A 16,553-nucleotide genomic window follows, 5' to 3' on the forward strand; every position below is an offset into this window, starting at 1 on the left:
TTTCCCACCCGCCCGCCCCCGCCATGGCTTCGGCGGGGGCGGGTCGCACTGCCTGCCAGGTGTGTCTCAGCCGCCCTGGCGAAGCCTTCCAGCCCGCCCCGGCGAGCCTTCCAGCCTGCCTCGGCGAAGCCTTCCAGTCCGCCCTGGCGAAGCTTTCCAGTCCGCCTCGGCGACGCCTTGCAGCCTGCCTCGGCGAAGGTTTCAGCCCGTCCGGCGATTGAGGACGAGGCGCGGAGCGCCGATCGGGGGTGGCTGTCCCACCCGAAGGGGACACCCACCCCCGGGGTCCAGGGGCGGAGCCCTGGGATCGGGAAGGGGCGGGATTGGGGGCCCCGCAGGGTCAGGGCAGCTGCCAGGCGCTGAATTCCACCGTGCCCCGGCCCCCCGCACCCCCGTGCGTAGCCGTCATGAACATCCCCACGTCCTGGGCGGCGGCGACCCCGGGCACGGGGACCGAGGCGACGGTGCGCCACGAGGTGCCGCCGTCGGTGGAGAGGGCGCCGGTGAAGGTGGACCCGGCACGGGAGAGGCGGAGGAGGACGGGGGCGCGGACGCCGGTGACGCGCTGGTAGGTGTCGAGGGTGCCGTCGCCGGTGGTGTCGTAGGAGAGGACGACGCCGTTGGCGGGGGTGACGGCGAGGTTGAGGAAGCCGGGGGAGCGGGGGGCGGCGAGGGAGTTGCGGGCGATGATGCCGGCGCGGGCCCAGGGCCCGGTGGCGGCCTGGGAGTCGACGCGGAGGGTGACGGTCACGCCGTCGCGCAGGGCCCCGGCCCGGTAGAGGGTGCCGAACTCGGTGGTGCCCCGCCACAGATCGGCCCCGCTCCCGTCGATGGCGTACCGCCCGTCGAACTCCCCGAAGACGGCCCCGTTGTTGGTGTAGGTCTTCCAGCCGGGGCTGAGGGGCCCGGCGACGAAGAGGGTCCCTTCGTGGACGGCGGGCACCCGCTTCTCGCCCTGCGGCCCGTACCGGGCGGTGAGGGTGTAGGGGAGGGGGCGCAGCGGCCGGTCGAGGGGGGTGTCGGGGGCGTCGGCGCGCCAGGCGACGGTGCCGGTGCCCCCGGCGGGCACCCGGGGCAGCGACGTCGGCCCGTCGGGCTCGGCGTCGAGGCCGGTGAGGGTGAAGTCGACGCGGCCGGTGGCGCGCAGCCCGTTGACGTTGCGGAAGCGGGCGGAGACGCGGGCGTGCCCGCCGGGCGGGAAGGCGGGCGGCTCGGCGGTGACGTCGAGGGAGCCCTGGTAGGGGGCGCGGGCGAGGACGTCGTGGACGCGGGCGGCGGTGCGGTGGGCGTCGCCGACGGGCCGCAGGGGATAGTCCTCGCGCTGCCGCGTCCAGGGCTCCTCCACGGCCCCGTACCAGTCGACGGGCGTGGGCGCGCGCCCGGCGGCCAGCGCGTCGGCGAGTTCGTCGAGCCACTTCTGCCAGCGCGGCAGATAGAAGTCGCCGGTCAGGCCGTGCCACTCGCGGTTGCCGTAGTCGTGCAGGTTGCCGGGGTCGGAGGTGGGCCGGTCGCCCCAGACGGTGAGGAGGACCTTCGCGGTGCGTTCGAACTCGGTGCGCTCGGTGTCGCTGGTGGCCAGGCGCCGGGCGTCCTCGACCCAGGGGCCGAGCAGGAACGCCGGGTGCGTACCGGTGACGTCGTCGGAGAGCCGCATGAGGCGCAGCCACAGGTTCGACAGGGCCCGGAAGGTGTCCTGGTCCTTGGCCGCGTACGCGGCCCTGAGCTGGGGCAGGAGCTGGCGGCTGCGGTGGGCGAGGGCCTGGCGGGCGACGTCGACGAGGTCGTGCTTGTAGGCGGCGCTGCGCCGCAGTCCGCCCGCGACGCCGAGCAGCCCGGCGAGGGCGGCGTCGAAGCGGCCGGGATCGTAGGTGAGGGCGCGCGGCGCGTACTCGGCGGCGCGGTTCGCGGCCAGGTCGGGGCGGGCGGCGAACAGCGAGTCGTGCGGGTCGCTGCGCTCGACGGCCCGGTGCTGGTACGCGGTGTCGTGCAGGGCACGCCAGGCGGCGCGGGCGCGGCTGTCGCGGCCGCCGTAGCGGAAGTCGGCGTACGCGGAGAACCAGTCGGCGCGGTCCACCTCGCCGTCCATCCAGGCCAGTTCGGAGAACAGCTCGAAGGCGGCGGGGTCGCGGTCGGTGGCCTCCGGCATGTACGCGGTGCCCACGAGCGCGCTGCCGGGCTTGTCGCGCCAGGCGAAGAACCGCTCCTGCCACAGGTGGGTGCGGGCGCCGATGGTGGAGCGGCCGCCGAAGTTCGGGATGGATCCGAAGGCGTAGGGCGTGCCGCCCCAGTCCTTCTCACGGTCGGGGACCTTCTCGTAGCGGTCGGAGACGCCGTCGACGATCAGCATCTTCTCGCGGTCGACGGCGTCGAGGAGCGCGGGCAGCGGGTTCTCCTGCCAGCCGAGGATCACCCAGGTCGCACGGGGGTGCGCGGCCCGCAGGGCCTTCTCCACGCCCTGCGCGGCGGCGGGCACGGGCACGTCGCCCGCGGTGCCGCCCTCGTGCAGCAGGTCCATCTTGAAGTGGTCGGCGGCGCCGAAGAGTTCGCGCTGGTGACGGTAGAAGGACGCGGCGACCCGCGCGAAGGCGTCGGTGCGCGGGTCGAGCCAGTCGGGGCGCTTGAAGCCGTGCCAGGTGCCCTGCGGCACGACGCGCGCGTCCCCGCCGTTGCGGGCCACGAAGCCGTCCGGGACGTGCCCGTAGTAACCGGGGAGCACCGGCGCCATGCCCAGCTCGCGCAGCCGGTCGACGATCCTGCGGCCCAGGTCCACGCGCCGCTCGATGATCGCGGGGGAGAGCGGGCCGCCGTACCCGGACAGGTTCTGAAGGAGCCACCACGGCTGGTGCGAGGGCGCGGGCAGCCAGGCGCGGGACTCGGCGTCGGTGTACTGGAAGTCCTTCAGGACGCGGTGGTAGACGGCCTCGGTGCCCGCGATGGTCAGCACCTCGTTGCAGCCGTGCAGCGCGAGGACGTCGATCATGCGCTCCCAGTACGGCCAGTCGGCGTACGGGGCGGTGTAGCCGTCATTGGTGTCGTTCAGGGCGAAGCGGTGGCGCAGTCCGGTGGCGCGGGTCAGCGGGCGGGCCGGTGCGGGCAGGCGGCGCGGCAGGTCGAGCTGGTCGCCGTTCCAGGCGATGTGCGCGCCGCAGACGTACTTCAGGTACCAGTGGACGCCGGTGAGCAGCACGGCGGGCGTGGTGCCCGACACCTCGATCCGGCCCGTGGAGCCGGTCACCCGGAAGCGGTCCCGGCCTTCCCGGGCCGGGACGAGTCTCAGTCTGAACTGGTCCGCGTGGTGCGGGAGTCGCCGATTGAGCACGGAGCGCGCGGAATCCGTATCGAGGGCGGGGCCCGCGGCGGGCTCCTCGGCCGCGCGGGCCGGGTCCGGGGCGCCGACGGCGGTGCCCAGGCCTCCGAGCCCGGTCAGGCCGATGGCACCGGCGGTGCCGAGCATGGTGCGTCGCGACGGTCCGTACATGTGTACCCCCTGCGTCGATGACTGCGGCGCACGGTATCCGGGCGGCCTTCAGCGCTCAACGGTGCGTACGGAGAAGGCGAGTTCGCATCGCCGGACGGGACAGGAGGAAGCGATGAGGAAGATGGTGTGGGCCGCGGGAGCGCTTTCGGCCACGACGCTGGGCCTGGTGATCGCGGCGGGCCTCGCCGCGGGCGCGGGCGACGGCTCCGGTGGGGACGGCGCGGCGGACGGGGCGCCGAGGGCGGCCACCGGCACCCTGGAGCAGCTGGCGGCGAAGGCCGAGTGCGCGCCCGACATCCAGACGAACGCCGATGAGCTGCGCCAGGCCAAGTGCCAGAACGAGGACGGCCGTTTCGTGCTCGCGACCTTCGCCACCGACCGCGGCGAGCGCGACTGGCTGAACGCGGCCAAGGACTACGGCGGTACGTATCTCGTCGGCAGGAAGTGGGTCGCCGTGGGGGATCCGGCGGTGGTCGACGCGCTGCGCGGCCGGCTCGGCGGGACGGTGGAACGGGCCTCGCACCACTCGCCGTGAGGGAGGGTGGTGGGGGGAGCGAGGACCGGGCCCTGGGCACGTGGGGCACGGTTCCACCGGCACCGCGCGGGCCGACCGCGCAGCAGTTCGGGGTGGGGCGGATGCCCCGGAGGGGGCGTCAGGCGCAGCGGCGGTTGCCGTTGATGCACTTGGCGACGCGCTGCATCAGACGCTCGTCGAACACGTTGATGAAGTCACCGTGGTCGGTGATGGGCTTGTGCAGCTGCTCGGGGAAGGAGTCGACGGCGAAGCCGGGGCCCGGCGGCACGTCGTACACGACGCGCTGCACCAGCTGCGGGACGGCGCGGAACCCCTGGGGGCAGCGGCCGCTGCGCTGGTCGGCGAAGGCGACGTGGGTGCGGTGGTTGGCGCTGTCGGTGTTCTGGCCGTCCCAGCAGCTCTGGAAGTTGAAGGTCCGCACGACCTTGCTGCCCCGGGGGCAGATCGGGTACTTGTCCTTCAGCTGCCGGTTCTCGAATCCGGTGCAGCTCCAGGACGCGTTGGCATTGGCGTCACCGTTGGTGAACGCCTTGGCGTCACCGGTGATGATGCGCAGGAAACGCGGCATCGCGGTCACCTTTCCGACCGGACTTCCGACGAATTTCAGCGTGACCTGGTCCGGCGTCTGGATCTCGCCGACGTTCTTGTCCCGGCCGCCGCCGTCCGCGTCGGCGTCGTTCTCGTCGTTTCCGTTCTGCAGCCGAAGGACCGGCCAGTAATACGTGGACTTGTCGCCCCGATTGCGGCAACTGGTGTCACCGTTCGCGAGGTCGTCGTCACCGGAGAAGGCGTCCGTCTCCTGATTTCCGACGTAGTCGTGCATATGGTGGGCGCCATTGCTCACACCGGGCGCGACGATGACATTGTCCGGATTGAACTTTCCGTTCTCGTTCGTTCCGCAATTCGTGGTGAAGGTGCCGCGGGAGGCGCCGCGTTGTGTGCGCGGCTTCTGGACGTTGGGGCGGACCGACTTGATGTCGACGAAGTCACCGGCCTCGGGGCCGTTGCCCGCCTGCCCCTGCCCCTGCCCCTGACCTTGGTCTCCGCCCTGCCCGTCGCCTTGGTCGCCGCCCTGCCCCTGGCCCTGGCCGTTGCCCTGGCCGCCGTTCTGGCCCTGGTCACCGCCATTACTGCCCTGGCCCTGGTCTCCGCCCTGCCCGCCGCGGCCGTCGTCGTCGGCGCGCAGGGTGCACGGCGCCATGCCGTCCAGGTTCTCGGGCGCCTGGCCGCCCCGGTCGATCGCGGACCGGATGTTCTCGATGGTCGGGCGCCGCCGCTCCTCCAGCGGGCCGAGCACGGAATTCTTGTCCTCGGCCTCGGCGAACTTCGCGTAGGCGTCGGTGATCTGGCTGTCGAGCGTGGCGAGTTCGCGGTCGACCTCGGCGCGCGCGCCCTCGGGAACCTCCGGGAGCTGATTGCCGACGTCGGGGCAGCTGATGGTGGTCGCCTGCTGATCCCCGCCCTGGGCCTGGTTCTGTACCTGGCTCTCGGGCGGCGGACCCCCGCCTTCCTCGGCGTTCGCGTAGACATTCACCGCGACAAGTCCGCCGCCGCCCAGGATGAGCGCCGCCGACGCGGCGATCGCCCGCCCGGCCAGTTTTGATCGTTTTCGTGACGTGCGTCGTGAGGTGCGTCCCATGGGGCTACGTACGCATCAGCGGTCCGCCGTGTTCAAAGCCCGCCGGGAAATTCTCGGCGCGAACTCCCGTCCGTATCAACGCCCTTGATCGAGATAGGCGAGAACCGCGAGGACACGGCGGTTGTCGTCGTCCGACACCGGCAGGTCGAGCTTCGCGAAAATATTTGAGGTGTGTTTGGCGATGGCCCGCTCCGTCACCACGAGCTGCCCCGCGATCGCCGCGTTGGACCGGCCCTGCGCCATCAGTTCGAGCACCTCGCGCTCGCGCGGGGTGAGCGCGCCGAGCGGCTGGTCCGTGGCGCGCCGCGAGAGGAGCTGCTGGATGACCGTCGGGTCCATCGCGGTGCCGCCCGCGGCGACCCGGCGCACCGCGTCCACGAACTGCTCCGCGTCGAAGACCCGGTCCTTGAGGAGATAGCCGACCCCGCCGTTGCCGTCGGCGAGGAGCTCACGCGCGTACAACTGCTCCACGTGCTGCGACAGGACGAGCACCGGCAGACCCGGCCGGGCCCGGCGCGCCGCGAGCGCGCACTGCAGGCCCTCGTCCGTGTGCGAAGGCGGCAGCCGGACGTCGACCACGGCGACGTCCGGCTGCAGTTCCGCGAGGGCCTTCGTCAGCTCCGGCCCGGTCTCTACGGCCGCCGCGATCTCGAAGTCGAATGCCTCCAGCATCCGCACGAGACCGTCGCGCAGCAGGAAGAGATCTTCGGCTAGGACAACTCGCAAGGGATCTCCATGGTCACCATGGTCGGACCGCCAACGGGGCTGCTGACGGCCAGTACGCCGTCGAATGTACCGAGTCGCCGTTCGATCCCGCTCAGCCCCGACCCGGCGCCGATCCGCGCCCCGCCCTTGCCGTTGTCCGTGACCGCGATCCGCAGCATCCCGGCGGCGTGGTGCACGTCCACCCAGACGCGCTCCGCCTCGGCGTACTTCACCGCGTTCGTCAGCGTCTCGCTCACCGCGAAGTACGCCGCCGCCTCCACCGGCTCGTCCAGGCGGCCCGGCAGCTCCACGTCGACCTCCGTGTCCAGCGGCAGCCGCAGCGCGAGCGCCTGCACCGCGTCGCCGAGGCCACGCTCGGCGAGCACCGGCGGGTGGATGCCGCGGACCAGGTCGCGCAGCTCGGTCAGCGCCTCGCCGGAGTTCTGCCGGGCCTTGGCCAGCATCTCCTTGGCCTTCGCCGGGTCCTTCTCCACCAGCGCCTCGATGGTGCCGAGGTCCATCCCCATGGCGACCAGGCGGGCCTGCGCGCCGTCGTGCAGATCGCGCTCGATGCGGCGCAGCTCGGCGGCGGAGGTGTCCACCGCGTCGTGCCGGGTCTCCTCCAGGCGGTCCACGCGCAGCGCGAGCTCGCGCTCGCGCATCGAGGTGGTGGGCGCGAGCAGGCTGCGGGCGAGCAGGAAGTGGCCGCGGACGATGGCCGGGTTGGCGAAGAGGGCGAGCACGCCGAGGGCCGTGCCGAGCACGGCGGCGCCGTTCGCCGTCATCTGCGAGGTGACGTGGATGAAGCCGTACCACTCGCCGCCGCCCGCGCTGTGGATCGGCCGCCAGACGCCGAGGGCGAGCACCCAGCCGTACACCGGGTAGAGCAGCAGGGCGGGCGCGAAGATCACGACGGTGAAGCCCGCCGTCATGTCGACCAGGAGCCACTGCAGGTCACGCCAGGTCGCCGGGTCCTTCAGCATCCGCAGGCAGCGCGCGACCTGGCCGACGGCCCCGGCCGGCTCGTTCGCGGGCGGCTGCCGGTACGGGACCGGGATGCGGACGCCCGCCCACTCGGCGGCGTGCACCCGGCGCAGATTGGCGAACCTGGCCACGGCCGCGAGGACCACCGGGGTCGTGAAGAGGCCGATCCCGAGCACGATGAACGCGATCGACACGACCGCGAGGACGAAGAGCGTGATCGACCCGGCCAGCGAGATGATCGCCAGATACAGGCCGCGCGCCCCCGACACCAGTGCTTCGCGCACCCTCGACGTCTTCATGATGTCCCTCTCCTCCAACGGCCCGTCCGCGGTCGCTGCGTCCGGCACTCGAACAGTCTCCCTGGTCACGGCCGTCCCGGTCATGGGTCCGGGCACCCGGCTTGGGGTGGTGCCAGCACCACCCCCGCGCCGGGGCCTGTGCTTCACCGACAGGGGGGCTCGGCGGCTGGGGCGGCGGGCCGCCGATTTCTAGCGTGGATCACGTCAGTTCGGCTTATCTCACGCTTACTCAACTGGGGGCGAAGGACATGAGCGCCAAGGGGCGTAACCTCGCGGCACGACTCGGGGTGTGGAGCGCACACCATCGCAAGACGGCGATCCTCGGCTGGCTGCTTTTCGTGGTCCTCGCCACCGTGATCGGCGGTGCCACCGGCACCGTCACGGCCACCGACGACGAGATGGGCGTCGGCGACTCGGCGACGGCCACGAAGATCCTCGACGACGCCGGGATCGACGAGCCCGCGGGCGAGCTGGTCATGGTCGGCGCCAAGTCCGCCGACGGCTGGAAGGACGCCGCGGCCGACCTCTCCCGGGCGCTGAGCGACACCGGCAAGGTCGAGAAGATCAAGCCGCCGCTGCCCTCCGAGGACGGCAAGGAAGCACTCCTGCGCTTCGAGATGAAGGGCAAGTCCGACGACGCCGCGGACCAGGTGCAGCCGGTGCTCGACGCCGTCGCCAAGGCGAAGGACGCCGGTGCCGAGCGCGGGATCAGCGTCCACCAGTTCGGCGACGCCAGCTCCGAGAAGCACCTCAACGACCTGCTCTCCGACGACCTGAAGAAGGCCGAGTTCACCGCCGTACCGCTGGCCCTCGGCATCCTCCTCGTCGCCTTCGGCGCCGTCGTGGCCGCGCTGCTGCCCGTCGGGCTCGCGCTCACCGCCTGCGTCGCCGCCTTCGGCCTGCTCTCCCTGGCCAGCCACTCCCTGCACATCTTCGAGACCACGTACTCCGTGATGTTCCTGATGGGCCTCGCCGTCGGCGTCGACTACTGCCTGTTCTACCTGCGCCGCGAGCGGGACGAGCGGGCCGCCGGGCGCGACGCCGACACGGCGCTGCGCATCGCCGCCGCCACCAGCGGGCGGGCCGTCCTCGTGTCAGGACTGACCGTCATGGTCGCCATGGCGGGCATGTTCCTGTCCGGCCTGCTCCTCTTCAAGGGCTTCGCCGTCGCCACCATCCTGGTCGTCTGCGTGGCCATGCTCGGCTCCGTCACGGTGCTTCCCGCGCTGCTCGCCTGGCTCGGCGACCGCATCGACGCGGGACGCATCCCCTTCCTCAACCGCCGTTCCAAGAAGGGTGCCCACGCCAGCGGCTCCGTCGCCGGATCGCTCCTCAAGCCGGTGCTCGCCAAGCCCAAGTTCTTCGCGGTCGCCGCGACCGCGCTGCTGCTCGCCCTCGCCGCGCCCGCCCTCGGCATGAAGACCGAACAGCTCGGCCTGGAGAAGCAGTTCGGCTCCGACGCGCCGCTCTCCGTCTCCTTCAAGGCGATCACCGAGGAGTTCCCCGGCGGTCCCGCACCCGCCCGGATCGTGGTCAAGGCCGACGACATCACCTCCGCCCCGGCGCGCGACACCCTCCGGGCGCTGGAGCAGCGGGCGGGCAAGGGCGCCGAGGTCACCGTCCACGCCCGCCAGGACGTCGCCGAGATCGCCGTGCCGCTGCCCGGCACCGGCACCGGTCCCGAGGCGAAGAAGGCCCTCGCCGATCTGCGTGACGAGGTGAGTGAGGTACGTGACGGGAGCGGCGGGGGAGTCGAGGCGTACGTCGGCGGGGACCTGGCCGAGTCCGAGGACTTCAGCGACCAGCTCTCCCAGGGCATCGTGCCGGTGTTCCTGTTCATCGCGGCCGTCACGTTCCTGCTGATGCTGTTCAGCTTCCGGTCCGTGGTGATCGCCGTGACCTCCATCGCCCTCAACCTGCTGTCCGTGGGCGCCGCGTACGGCGTCATGACCGCCGTCTTCCAGCACGGCTGGGGTGCCTCGCTGATCGGCTCGGAGAAGGTCGGCGCCATCGAGAACTGGATGCCGCTGTTCGTCCTCGTGGTCCTGTTCGGCCTGTCCATGGACTACCACGTGTTCGTGGTCTCCCGGATCCGTGAGGCGCGGGACCGGGGCCTCGGCAACCGGGACGCGATCCGTGAGGGCATCACGCGGACGGCCGGTGCGGTGACCGGTGCGGCGGTGATCATGGTGGCCGTGTTCGCCGTCTTCGGCACGCTGTCCATGCAGGACATGCAGCAGATGGGGGTCGGGCTCGGCGTCGCCGTCCTCCTCGACGCGACGGTGGTCCGCATGGTCCTCCTGCCCTCCCTCATGACCCTCCTCGGCGAGCGCAACTGGCACACCCCGCGCTACCTCCGCTGGCTGCCCCATGTCTCGCACGAGGCCCCGGTGGCGGCGCCGTCGGCTCCGGCGCCCACGTGGGAGCGCGTCTGAACCCCGCGAACCGGATCGGCCCCACTCACCCCTCCCCGGCGGGGGTGAGTGGGGCCGACCCGTTTCGTGAGCGGGGCGCGCGGGGACGGGTGGGGCCGCCGTCGGCCGCAGGGTGGCCGCCCAGCCCCGCCCGGCCACAGCCGCCTCACGCGCCCAGCGCAGCCGCCTCCTTCTCCGGCGCAAGCCCCACCACCGGCCGGTCGGCCCGCTGCGGCGCCACCCCGCCGAGGCCCCGGAGCCAGTCCCACGTGTCGGAGACCGTGTCGAGGGCGCTTCGGCACCGCAGCCCGGCCTGGAGGGCCTTCGCGACGCTGGTGTCGTGCATCGTGTCGTACAGCTCACCGGGCGGCAGCCACACGGGGAGTTCCTGCCAGGGCTCGATGCCGGCGGCGAGGACGGCCTCGGGGGCGGTCCAGACGAGCTCCGCCCGGGGCGCCCCCGCCACGCGCACGCACGCGTCGAGCAAGTCGCCCATGGTGACGTGCCCTTGGGGGCAGACGATGTTGTAGGGCCCGGAGAGCCCTGCAGCCAGGGCGTCCAGCGTCCACGCGGCGAGATCACGTACGTCCACGTACTGGACGGAGGCGTCCCGGGGCCCGGGCGCGAGCACGGCCCCGCCCCGGGCGACCCGGTTCAGCCACCACGGCAGCCGCCCGATGTTCTCGTAGGGCCCGAGGATCAGCCCGGCCCGCACGTGCAGCGTCCGCTCCGCCCCGAAGGCCCCCTCCGCGGCCAGCTCACCCCCGCGCTTGTCCTCCGCGTAGGCGACGGCGTCGGCGTCGGGGTCGCCCGCCACGACGGGGAACGACTCGTCGGACCCGGCCTCGCCGGGGTAGCGGTAGACGGAGGCGCTGGAGACGTACGCGTAGCGCCCGGCCCGCTCGGTGAGCAGCCGCGCCGTGTCCCGGACGACGCGCGGCGCCCCGGACCAGGTGTCGACGACGGCGTCCCAGGTGCCGCCGTCGGCGGCGAGCGCCGCGAGCCCCGCGGCCGTCGTCCGGTCCCCGTGGACGGCCCGCGCTCCGTCCGGCGCCGCGTGCCGCCCCCGGTGGAACACCGTCACGTCCCAGCCGCGCGCGAGCGCGTCCTCGGTGACGGCCCGCCCCACGAACTCCGTACCACCCAGCATCAGAAGTCTCATGGGCGCGACTCTGACGGCAGGGACCGCTCCGGGGGAACCGGATTCCGCCAGCGGAAGAATCGTTCAGCCGCAGGAGGAATCCGGCCAGGCCCGAACGGCCGCCAGGGGGCGGGGTCCGGTGACCGTCACCCGGCGGTCGGCGGCGCGTACTTGTACCCGACCCGCCGCACCGTCTGGATCGTTGCCCGATGCTCGACCCCGAGCTTGCGCCGCAGCCGGGCGATGTGGACGTCGACGGTCCGCCCGTCGCCCACGTGTCCGTACCCCCACACCGTCGTCACCAACTGGTCGCGGGTGTGCACCCGGTGCGGATGCGCGACGAGATGCGCGAGCAGCTCGAACTCCAGGTACGTGAGGTCCAGCGCCTGCCCCTCGACGTGCGCGGAGCGCCGCGCGGTGTCGATGCGCACGGGTCCGCGGCCGGCCAGGTCGAGCGACGGCTCGGGCTCGGGGGCGACGGGACCGGCGGGGACGGGACCGGCGGGGGCGGGCTCCTGCCCGGCGGGCAGGAGGACCAGATAGCCGATCATCGGCGGCTGCCCCGGCCGGGCGGGCAGCGCGTGCTGGGGCGCGGGAAGCAGCGTCGCGCCCGGCGGCAGGAAGCCCGAGATGCCGGCGAGGCCGGACACCTGGGCGACCTCGTCGGGTGCGACGGCTCGCAGGCGCCCGCGGGCGGAGGAGGTGGTGGGGCGGGGTGCCACCGGGACCCCGGAAGCAGCCGAGGCGGCGGGGGCGGCGGAGAAGGAACGGGAGTTCGCCATGAGGTCAGCTCTTTCGCGCGGAGGAGTCGTCGAGGACGTACGTCGTGCGCGTCAGGCCGGAGGCCGGGAATACGGCTTCAGAGGGCCCGCGCGCTCAGCGCGCGGCAACACACCCGGTCGAAGTCGTGATGCTGCCGGGAAGGCCAGAAAGGCTCGAGGTCACAGTGACCCGTCGCGGTGATCTGGAAGCTGCCCATGGCCCCATTGAAGCAGATGAGGACGGGTCCGGCGGATCCCTCTCGCACGTTGATACGACTCCTTGGCGTGCGGGTGGCCGGAAATGGCCCGCTCCGAGGCGGAAGTTGGGGCACGCGTTCGGGGCGCCCCCCAGCGGGCGGGCGCCCCGAACGAAATTCGGCAGACCGTGCAGACCGCACGGAACGGCTCGGACCGGTCAGACCTGACCGGCCTTCTCCAGCGCCGCGCAGCAGGTGTCGACGAGCAGGCGCGTCACGACGTACGGGTCGACGTTGGCGTTCGGACGGCGGTCCTCGATGTAGCCCTTGCCGTCCTTCTCGACCTGCCACGGGATGCGGACGGACGCGCCGCGGTCGGAGACGCCGTAGCTGTACTCGTTCCACGGGGCGGTCTCGTGCAGGCCGGTGAGACGGTCGTCGATGCCCGCGCCGTAGTTCTTGACGTGGTCCATCGGCTTGGAGCCCTCACCGAGCGACTCGCACGCGGTGATGATCGCGTCGTACCGCTCGCGCATGGCCTTCGTCGAGAAGTTCGTGTGCGCGCCCGCGCCGTTCCAGTCGCCCTTGACCGGCTTCGGGTCGAGGGTCGCGGAGACGCCGAAGTCCTCGGCGGTGCGGTACAGCAGCCAGCGGGCCACCCACAGCTGGTCGGAGACCTCCAGCGGGGACAGCGGGCCGACCTGGAACTCCCACTGTCCTGGCATCACTTCGGCGTTGATGCCGGAGATGCCGAGGCCCGCCTTCAGGCAGTTGTCCAGGTGCGCCTCGACGACGTCACGGCCGAAGATCTCGTCCGCGCCGACGCCGCAGTAGTAGCCGCCCTGCGCCGCCGGGAAGCCGCCCTCGGGGAAGCCGAGCGGGCGGGCGCCCTTGAAGAACGTGTACTCCTGCTCGATGCCGAAGATCGACTCCTGCGCGGCGTACCGGCCGGCCACCTCCGCCAGCGCGGCGCGGGTGTTCGACGCGTGCGGCGTCATGTCGATGTCCAGGACCTCGCACAGGACGAGGATGTCGTCGCCGCCGCGGATCGGGTCCGGGTAGCTGGCGACCGGCCTGAGCACGCGGTCCGACGCGTGGCCCTCCGCCTGGTTCGTGGACGAGCCGTCGAAGCCCCAGATCGGCAGGTCCGCGACCGTCGCGGTGCGCTGGGAGTCCGCCAGTATCTTCGTCTTCGAGCGAAGCTTGGCCGTCGGCTCGGTGCCGTCGATCCAGATGTACTCAGCCTTGAAGGTCACGGGCTTCATCCTTTGACGCTTGGTACGGCGCAGACGTGCGGGTGCTGCGGGCCGTGGTGATGCTGCGCAGACTGCCAACCCGCGATTTCCCGTCCGTTGCCCGTTTGTGAACCCCGTGTTACCTGGGGTGGGGGTGAGGGGGGTCACGTTGCGGGGCGCTCCCCAGTCCCGCCCCTTCCCGGCTGTGACAATTTGCGGCTCCGCCGCGTGGGGGGCTCCGCCCCAGACCCCGCTCCTCAATCGCCGGAGGGGCTAAATATCTCGCCGCTGCGGCACCGTTCTAGCCCGCCCCGGGGAAAGTTCTAGCCCGTCCGGCGTTTGAGGACGAGGCGCGGAGCGCCGATAACGGGGGTCCAGGGGGCGGAGCCCCCGGTCTCGGTGAAGGGGTGGGACTGGGGCGCCCCGCGAAGGCCCCCGGCCTACTTGATCACCGCGTTGGCCACGGCGATCACCACCCCGATCGCCGCATCCACACCCCCGATCAGCGCAGCGACCCCCCGCCGATACCCCACCCGCAACGCGGCGAACGTCCCCCACCCGAACAGCAGCGCAGCATTCAGCATCAGCCCCGCGCACGTGACGTTCTCCTCGGCCCACCCCATCACCCCGGCGGTGACGAGGAGTGCGACGATGGGCCAGCAGGCGATCACGACGGGCCACTCGTCGGCCAGCGCCCAGGCGAGCTGCCGCCACCGGTGCAGCCCGCTGCCGGGCCGATGCGTGGCCATGTGATGGGCGTAGCCGTGCGCGAGGGCGGCGGTGCCGGCGGTGACCATGACCCAGGCGGCGTCGTAGTACGGCGTGTAGGGGGTGCCCTCGGACTGCAGGGCGGCGAGCAGCGCGCTCGCGAGGACGGTGCCGTACACGCCCCCGGACAGCCAACTCCGCACGATGCGCTCCTTCCTCCGGACGTCCTGCGTGTCGCAGATGGAGCGCTCAACCCTATGGGCCGGTATGTAACGTTTTGCCTGCTACGGCCGATCGGTTACAGGTCGATCGAGGACGGCCGATCGCATACCGGCCGACCGTCGGTCACAGAGAAGCCGACGACCGGTCACCGCGACATCGCGTCCCGCACCGCCTCCTCCGACCGCCCCACCACCGCCGTCCCGTCCGTCGCCGTGATGATCGGCCGCTGGATCAGTTTCGGGTGGGCGGCGAGTGCCTCGATCCAGGCCTCGCGCCCGGACGCGTCGCGCGGCCAGCGCGCGCGGTCCTTGAGGTCGAGCTCCTTCGCGGCGGCCTCCTGGGTGCGGGTGATGTCCCAGGGCTCCAGGCCGAGGCGGTCGAGGACGGCGCGGATCTCGTCGGGGCTCGGCACGTCCTCCAGGTAGCGGCGGACGGTGTACGTGACGCCCTCCTCGTCGAGGAGGGACAGCGCGCTGCGGCACTTCGAACAGGCGGGGTTGATCCAGATCTCCATGGCCCACACGCTAGCGCCGCGGCCCCGCCGGTCCAGCCGGTGTTCGAATTCTGGGAACCCCACGCGCACCTCGTGCAACTGGGGTGCCGGACCGGCAAATTCCCTGTCCACCTGCGACTTTGGCGGTCCGCGTGGACTGCTGATTGTCAGTGGTGGGAAGTAAACTGGTAGCAATGTTCGAAGGGGCCGCGAGGGCTCCTGAACGCGACAGGAGGATGCCTGTGCCCGCTGCCGCACTGCCGTCGAAGCCCGGTGTCACCCGCACCCGCACCACCGCCGCCCCGCGTCCCGCGCGCAGGTCGCGCGCCCCGCGCCCGGACCACCCCACCCTCTGCGACGTGCCGTACGTCCCGCTGGAGAAGCGCCCCCTGCCCCCCGGCCGCCCCCGCGACTGGTACATCACGCACAACCGCCGCCTCAAGGCCATGCGCCTGGCCATCGCCCTGCTCGACGCGGGCGTCCTGGTGCCGAACCAGGCGAGCAACGTACGGATACGCACCATGGCGGAGACGGTCGGCATCCACCCGCCGTCGGACACCACCTGCCACATGGTGCGGGCCCTGATGCGCTACAGCCGCTGACGCGGACCGGGGCCGCGCCGCACCCGGCGCGGTCCGCCCGTTTCGGGACGGGGTGGAAGCGGGGAGAGGCCCCAGGGGGCCCAATCGCCCCACCCCGCCCCACCCCTGCTCATCCGCACCCACCCCCTGCCCACGGAAGCGAGCCCCTGTGCCCAAGACCGTCAGCGTGTTCACCCTCGGCGGCACCATCTCCGCGCAGGGCGGGGACTACGCCCGTCTCACCGGCGCCCAGACCCTGGCCGCCGCCCCGGTCCCCGCCGGAGTGGACGTCGAGCTGCACGACGTCCGCCGACTCCCCGGATCCTCCCTGGCGTTGGCGGACCTCGCCGAGCTGGCCGGGAGGGTGGACGAGGCCACCGCGGCGGGGCACGGCGCGGTCGTCGTGCAGGGCACCGACACCCTGGAGGAGACGGCGTTCCTGCTCGACGTGGTCTGCGCGCCCCGCGAGCCGATCGTCGTCACGGGCGCGATGCGCCGCCCCGACCTGCCGGGCGCGGACGGCCCGGCAAACCTCGCCGCGGCGCTCGCGATCGCCGCCGACCCGGGCTGCCGCGGCCTCGGCGTGCTCACGGTCCTCGCCGACGAGATCCACGCCGCCCGGCACGTGCGCAAGACGCACACCACGTCCGTGGCCACGTTCGCCTCACCGGGCGCGGGCCCGCTCGGCCGTGTCGTGGAGGGCGTCCCGCACATCCTGCTGCGCCCCGAAAAGCCCACGGTCGAGCGGCCGTTGCGGCTGCGCACCCCCGCCCGCGTCGCCCTGCTCACGCTCTCCCTCGGCGACGGCGGCGAGCTCCTTGACGCCGTGGACGACCGCTTCGATGGCCTGGTCGTCGCCGCGTTCGGCGCGGGCCACGCGCCGAAGTGGCTGGTCGAGCCGCTGGCCGCCGCGGCAGCGCGGATGCCCGTCGTCCTCGCCTCGCGCACCGGCGCGGGCCCGCTGCTCAGCGAGACCTACCGCGGCCCCGGTTCGGAGTCCGACCTGCTGGCCCGCGGCCTGATCTCCGCGGGCCAGCTCGACGCGCCCAAGGCCCGCCTGCTCCTGCACGCACTGCTGGCCGACGGCGCGGACCGGGCGGCGACGGCCGCGGCGTTCGAGCGGCTGCGGGCCGGGTAGCCCGGGTCCGTCGGCGGCGGCCC

The 16,553-nt window shown here is 72.7% G+C and carries 12 protein-coding genes and 1 pseudogene; 4 read left to right on the plus strand and 9 right to left on the minus strand.

What is annotated here, in order from left to right:
- Nucleotides 1–340 precede the first annotated feature (340 nt).
- Complete coding sequence (locus OO63_RS21975) at nucleotides 341–3,478, minus strand: alpha-N-acetylglucosaminidase (RefSeq protein ID WP_030360990.1); 3,138 nt, start codon at nucleotides 3,476–3,478, stop codon at nucleotides 341–343.
- Nucleotides 3,479–3,590: 112 nt separating this feature from the next.
- Between OO63_RS21975 and OO63_RS21980 the strand changes: the two are divergent.
- Nucleotides 3,591–4,039, plus strand: a pseudogene (locus tag OO63_RS21980) (hypothetical protein); the annotation flags it as partial.
- 92 nt (nucleotides 4,040–4,131) lie between these two features.
- On the opposite strand, the gene OO63_RS21985 reads toward OO63_RS21980, so the two are convergent.
- The 3 genes from OO63_RS21985 to OO63_RS21995 all read right to left on the minus strand — a co-directional run bounded on the left by OO63_RS21985 (nucleotide 4,132) and on the right by OO63_RS21995 (nucleotide 7,640).
- A complete protein-coding gene (locus tag OO63_RS21985) occupies nucleotides 4,132–5,652 on the minus strand; it encodes a DUF1996 domain-containing protein (RefSeq protein WP_030360989.1) in 1,521 nt (506 codons plus the stop codon).
- Nucleotides 5,653–5,727: 75 nt separating this feature from the next.
- Nucleotides 5,728–6,378, minus strand: coding sequence for a LuxR C-terminal-related transcriptional regulator (locus tag OO63_RS21990; protein WP_030360988.1), 651 nt, complete (start codon nucleotides 6,376–6,378; stop codon nucleotides 5,728–5,730).
- The gene (locus OO63_RS21995; protein WP_030360987.1) at nucleotides 6,363–7,640 is read right to left on the minus strand and encodes a sensor histidine kinase; all 1,278 of its coding nucleotides are present in this window, start codon (nucleotides 7,638–7,640) and stop codon (nucleotides 6,363–6,365) included. The genes OO63_RS21990 and OO63_RS21995 overlap by 16 nt, the downstream gene beginning before the upstream one ends.
- A gap of 248 nt (nucleotides 7,641–7,888) precedes the next feature.
- Between OO63_RS21995 and OO63_RS22000 the strand changes: the two genes are divergently transcribed.
- A complete protein-coding gene (locus tag OO63_RS22000) occupies nucleotides 7,889–10,075 on the plus strand; it encodes an MMPL family transporter (RefSeq protein ID WP_199819529.1) in 2,187 nt (728 codons plus the stop codon).
- 145 nt (nucleotides 10,076–10,220) lie between these two features.
- Here OO63_RS22000 and OO63_RS22005 read toward each other — a convergent pair whose 3' ends face one another.
- The 5 genes from OO63_RS22005 to OO63_RS22025 form a co-directional block, all read right to left on the minus strand.
- Nucleotides 10,221–11,216: an NAD-dependent epimerase/dehydratase family protein gene (locus tag OO63_RS22005; RefSeq protein WP_030360985.1), complete on the minus strand. Its 996-nt coding sequence runs from the start codon at nucleotides 11,214–11,216 to the stop codon at nucleotides 10,221–10,223.
- Nucleotides 11,217–11,341: 125 nt separating this feature from the next.
- Complete coding sequence (locus OO63_RS22010; RefSeq protein ID WP_030360984.1) at nucleotides 11,342–11,977, minus strand: winged helix-turn-helix domain-containing protein; 636 nt, start codon at nucleotides 11,975–11,977, stop codon at nucleotides 11,342–11,344.
- Nucleotides 11,978–12,371: 394 nt separating this feature from the next.
- Nucleotides 12,372–13,409 carry a glutamine synthetase gene (gene glnII, locus OO63_RS22015; protein ID WP_030360983.1) on the minus strand — a complete coding sequence of 346 codons (1,038 nt, stop codon included), beginning with the start codon at nucleotides 13,407–13,409 and terminating at the stop codon, nucleotides 12,372–12,374.
- A gap of 419 nt (nucleotides 13,410–13,828) precedes the next feature.
- Complete coding sequence (locus OO63_RS22020) at nucleotides 13,829–14,299, minus strand: hypothetical protein (protein ID WP_030360982.1); 471 nt, start codon at nucleotides 14,297–14,299, stop codon at nucleotides 13,829–13,831.
- Nucleotides 14,300–14,463: 164 nt separating this feature from the next.
- Complete coding sequence (locus OO63_RS22025; protein WP_030360981.1) at nucleotides 14,464–14,832, minus strand: arsenate reductase family protein; 369 nt, start codon at nucleotides 14,830–14,832, stop codon at nucleotides 14,464–14,466.
- A 221-nt stretch (nucleotides 14,833–15,053) separates the two neighbouring features.
- Between OO63_RS22025 and OO63_RS22030 the strand changes: the two genes are divergently transcribed.
- Nucleotides 15,054–15,413, plus strand: a complete 360-nt coding sequence (locus tag OO63_RS22030) for a hypothetical protein (protein WP_078619286.1) — start codon at nucleotides 15,054–15,056, stop codon at nucleotides 15,411–15,413.
- Nucleotides 15,414–15,561: 148 nt separating this feature from the next.
- Nucleotides 15,562–16,530, plus strand: a complete 969-nt coding sequence (locus tag OO63_RS41515) for an asparaginase (protein ID WP_051811083.1) — start codon at nucleotides 15,562–15,564, stop codon at nucleotides 16,528–16,530.
- Nucleotides 16,531–16,553 lie beyond the last annotated feature (23 nt).

It is taken from the genome of Streptomyces alboflavus (genome assembly GCF_000716675.1).
GTDB lineage: Bacteria > Actinomycetota > Actinomycetes > Streptomycetales > Streptomycetaceae > Streptomyces > Streptomyces alboflavus.